Annotated in this window: 5 protein-coding genes; 2 read left to right on the top strand and 3 right to left on the bottom strand. The window is 56.8% G+C overall.

What is annotated here, in order from left to right; translation table 11 throughout:
• Positions 1-214: hypothetical protein (locus tag QZ302_RS09135; RefSeq protein ID WP_294594678.1), on the top strand; the 214-nt coding region annotated here is incomplete at its 5' end.
• Here the strand turns inward: QZ302_RS09135 and QZ302_RS09130 are convergent.
• From QZ302_RS09130 to QZ302_RS09120, 3 genes are all read right to left on the bottom strand, one after another.
• The gene (locus QZ302_RS09130; RefSeq protein ID WP_294594677.1) at positions 204-1,148 is read right to left on the bottom strand and encodes a ribose-phosphate pyrophosphokinase; all 945 of its coding nucleotides are present in this window, start codon (positions 1,146-1,148) and stop codon (positions 204-206) included. The genes QZ302_RS09135 and QZ302_RS09130 overlap by 11 nt on opposite strands.
• 71 nt (positions 1,149-1,219) lie before the next feature.
• A complete protein-coding gene (gene yihA / locus QZ302_RS09125) occupies positions 1,220-1,816 on the bottom strand; it encodes a ribosome biogenesis GTP-binding protein YihA/YsxC (protein ID WP_294594675.1) in 597 nt (198 codons plus the stop codon).
• A gap of 18 nt (positions 1,817-1,834) precedes the next feature.
• A complete protein-coding gene (locus QZ302_RS09120; RefSeq protein WP_294594673.1) occupies positions 1,835-3,175 on the bottom strand; it encodes an MATE family efflux transporter in 1,341 nt (446 codons plus the stop codon).
• 82 nt (positions 3,176-3,257) lie between these two features.
• Between QZ302_RS09120 and QZ302_RS09115 the strand changes: the two genes are divergently transcribed.
• Positions 3,258-3,668 carry an OsmC family protein gene (locus tag QZ302_RS09115; protein WP_294594672.1) on the top strand — a complete coding sequence of 137 codons (411 nt, stop codon included), beginning with the start codon at positions 3,258-3,260 and terminating at the stop codon, positions 3,666-3,668.
• Positions 3,669-4,037 lie beyond the last annotated feature (369 nt).

The following is a 4,037-nucleotide window of genomic DNA, read 5'->3' as shown; positions in this document are numbered from 1 at the left end:
GGTCAGAGACGGCCAGAGCATCCCGCAGGGATGCGCTCTGAAGTTTTTTCGGTTCCTTTTGTTCACAACCGACGCTGCCAGCGAGCGCAATGCAAACGCAGTTTGCGAATTGCCGAGCGGCGAGGAGGAAGGCATAACCAAAAAGAACAGCACTCTCCAGCGTGCAGCACAATTAAACCAACGTATATTACAATCCCGGATGTTTAGAAAATAAACATCGAACTGATCTCCTTGTAGTTGTACACCCGTTCCACTACATCGGCAAAGATATCCGCCACCGTCAAAACCTTGAACTTCGAGATATCTTTTCCCTCTTTCAGCGGAATGGTGTCCGTAGTAATAATCTCATCCAGCGCACTTTCCGCAATCCGTTCGTAAGCCGGCCCCGAGAGCACCGGATGGGTCACCACCGCCCGCACCGAAAGAGCGCCCATATTCTTCATCATATCCGCCGCTTTGGTAATCGTCCCCGCCGTATCGATCATATCGTCGAACAGAATGACATTCCGCCCCTTCACCTCTCCGATCGCCGTCATCTCGCTGACCACGTTCGGTTTCGACCGGTGCTTGTGACAGATCACCATCGGAGCGCCCAAGTATTGTGCATAAGCGTTCGCCCGCTTCGACCCCCCGATATCCGGCGTCGCCACCGTCAGGTTTTCGATACAGAGGCTCTTGATATACGGCACGAAGACCCCGCTGGCATACAGGTGATCCACCGGCACATCGAAGAAACCCTGAATCTGGTCGGCATGCAAGTCCATCGTCATAATCCGGTCGACCCCCGCCGCATGCAGCAGGTTGGCCACCAACTTAGCCCCGATCGAGACCCGCGGACGGTCTTTCCGATCCTGCCGCGCCCATCCGAAGTAAGGCATGATAGCCACCACCCGTTTCGCCGAAGCCCGTTTCGCCGCGTCCACCATCAGCAACAGCTCCATCATATTATCCGCCGGCGGAAAGGTCGAGCAGACGACGAAGACGGTGCACCCGCGAATACTTTCGTCATAGGCCGGTTGAAATTCGCCGTCGCTGAATTCCAGCACGACGGAGTTGCCGAGTTCCGATCCATGGTGTTTCGCGATTTTTTCAGCCAGATAGCGCGAGTTCCGGCAAGCGAAGAATTTGATTTTGGAGGATTCGCTCATGATCGTGTGCGATGCGGATAAAGTGTGATGTGTAAAGTTGTTTCCGATTTGCGGCAAAGGTACTCTTTTTTTCAGCTTCCGGCTAAACAATTTTCAATAAAATCCAGAATTTCGTCGCGTCCTCTCCCCTTTTCCGACGAGGTGACGAAGAGCTGCGGAAGCTCTTCCCACTCCTCGCCCAATCGCTGTTTGTAGGCTTCGATATTGCGGTGCAGCTGGCTCTGGGAGAGTTTGTCGGCCTTGGTGAAGACGATGCCGAACGGTACGCCGTGGGTGCCGAGAAAACGGATGAATTCGAGGTCGATCCGTTGCGGCTCGTGGCGCGCGTCGACCAGCACGAAGAGGTAGTAGAGTTGTCGGCGGTTCAGGATGTAGCCGGTGATGAGCGACGAGAAACCGCTCCGTTCCTGCCGCGAGACTTTGGCGTAGCCGTAGCCGGGCAGGTCGACCAGTGCCCAGCGGTCGTCGATGACGAAGTGGTTGATCAGCCGGGTCTTGCCGGGCGTGCCGGAGACCTTCGCCAGCCCGGGACGACCGGTCAGCATATTGATAAGCGACGATTTGCCGACGTTTGACCGGCCGATAAAGGCGAATTCGGGACGGTCGTCCGGCGGACATTGCGAAACTTTCTGGCTGCTGCACAGAAAAGAGGCGGAGGTAATGTTCATGGGCGTGTGGTCGGAATGTTAGATTCGTTTGCTGCGCCAGTCGGCTTTCCGCATATAGAGGTAGGCCAGCGAGAACATCACGAGGCCGTAGACGTGTTCGGTCGTCCAGCACCAGGCCACGTCGGCCCGCAGGCGGATCACGACGAGGTAGACGTAGAGCGCATAGGTCACGATGGCGATCATCTCCAGCGTAAAGGCGGCGCGGGTGTTCCCGGTTCCCGAAACGGTGTTGAACCAGATGAAGGCGGCGGTCTGGAACAGATAGGCGGTGGTCATGACGGTCAGGGCGGGCACCGAAGCGGCGATCAGGGGCAGGTTGTCGGTGTAGATGCGCAGCACGAACTGCGGCCAGATCAGGATGATCGCCATCAGGGGCAGGATGATCCAGTAGCACATCCGCACGATGCGCCAGACGGTGGACATGACGTCGCGGCTCTGCTCGGCGCCGATCATGTTGCTGACCAGCGAGCTGGAAGTGGTGGCGAACGAGCTGGCGATGATGAAGAGCAGCGAGGAGATGCTCCGCACGATATTGGTCACGGCCAGCGGTCGTTCGCCGAGGTGTTCGACGGCGACGAAGAACATGAACCAGGTGCTGACGGCGACGAATTGTTGCACCATCGTCCAGGCCGAGAGGTTCAGGATGTGCCCCAGCTCCCGGAACCGGAACCGCACGCGTCGGAAGAGGTCGTATCGCCGCCAGTCGATTCGGGTCGAGGTGTAGACGGCGAAGAATACTAACGATACTAATTCGGCCACGGAGGAGGCGATGGCGGCCCCGGCGATGCCCAAAGCGGGCAGTCCGAAGCGTCCGAAGATCAGGCCGTAGTTCAGGACGACGTTGCTGAGCACCATAACGATGGAGTTGGCGGTCAGAATCTTCGTCCGCGTAATCCCGACGTAAAAGGCGCGGAAAATAACGGCCAGGAAGATGAAAAAGAAACCGTATATCCGCCAGTTCAGGTACTCCAGCGTGGCGTGGTAAATCTCTTCCGAGGTGATGAGCCGGCTCAGCAGCCGGGGGGCGCAGAAGCGGGAGAAGAGATAGACGAGGGTGGCCAGAAAGAGCAGGAAAAAGGCGCTCTGCTGAAAAATCGGACCGATCTCGCGGTAGCGTTCTTCTCCGTTCCGGCGGGCCATCAGGATCTGGGCGCCGACGCTGAACCCGAATCCGAGCATGAAGACGGCGATATAGTAGACGCCTCCCAGGGCGGAAGCGCCGAGGGCGATCTCGCCGGCATGACCGCCGAGCCGCCCCAGGAAAGCGGTGTCGGTCAGCCCGATCAGGTGCTCCATCAGTAGGCTGAGGAGGATCGGAAAGGCGATGTGCCAAATGGTTTTGTGGGTATAGGGTGTCATGGAATCGGTGAGGAAAAGGGTTGCAAAGGTACGAAAATATGCCGTATCTTTGGGGTGTTCAACTCTAAAAAATCAAAGGATTATGGCAGTTACTGTACATACCCGCTATCTGGGCGGGTTGCGCACCGAAGCGGAACATTTGCAGTCGGGTAACCGGATTACGACGGATGCACCGACGGATAATCAGGGAAAGGGGGAATTTTTCTCACCGACGGATTTGCTGGCTACTTCGCTGGGGAGCTGCATGCTGACGATTATGGGGATTGCGGCGCGTACGCACGGTTTCGATATCGACGGTACGGAGGTGGAGATTACGAAGGTGATGGGTACGGCTCCGAGGCGGGTGGTGGAGATCGTGGTGGAGCTGACGTTCCCGTCGGACTATGAACCGAAGGTGAAGAAGATTCTCGAAGCGGCGGCACATGAGTGCCCGGTGGCCAATTCGCTCCATCCGGATCTCAAGCAAACGGTCATCTTCCATTTCGGAAAATAACCTTTTTGCTTTGATTTCGTTGTTTGGGTTTGAGGGTACTGTTCTTTTTAACTTCGCTGCGCTCGTTTTCCTCCTCGCCGCTCGGCAATTCGCAAACTTTGTTTGCATTGCTCTCGCTGGCAGCGTCGGTTGTGAACAAAAGGAACCGAAAAAACTTCAGAGCGCATCCCTGCGGGATGCTCTGGCTGTGTCTGCCCGAATGGTTGGGCTGGATTTTCGGCGGGCGCGCTTGGGTGATATCCCCGATTAACGCGCCTCGCCTGAAAATCTCAGCCCAACGAAACAAGGCGGAGAGAACCCGTGGTCGGCCCACCGGGACGACCTCTGCAAAAGTTCTTTGGGTACCTTTCTTTCAAGAAAGGTACGGTT

Origin of the sequence: uncultured Rikenella sp. (genome assembly GCF_910579375.1) — a bacterium.
In the GTDB taxonomy this organism is placed as follows: Bacteria; Bacteroidota; Bacteroidia; order Bacteroidales; family Rikenellaceae; genus Rikenella.
This window is presented reverse-complemented; position numbering and strand designations above follow the sequence as displayed.

Coding starts and splice junctions, on each gene's coding strand:
- QZ302_RS09130 (WP_294594677.1), bottom strand. CDS start 1,148: ATGAGCGAATCCTCCAAAATCAAATTCTTCGCTTGCCGGAACTCGCGC.
- yihA (WP_294594675.1), bottom strand. CDS start 1,816: ATGAACATTACCTCCGCCTCTTTTCTGTGCAGCAGCCAGAAAGTTTCG.
- QZ302_RS09120 (WP_294594673.1), bottom strand. CDS start 3,175: ATGACACCCTATACCCACAAAACCATTTGGCACATCGCCTTTCCGATC.
- QZ302_RS09115 (WP_294594672.1), top strand. CDS start 3,258: ATGGCAGTTACTGTACATACCCGCTATCTGGGCGGGTTGCGCACCGAA.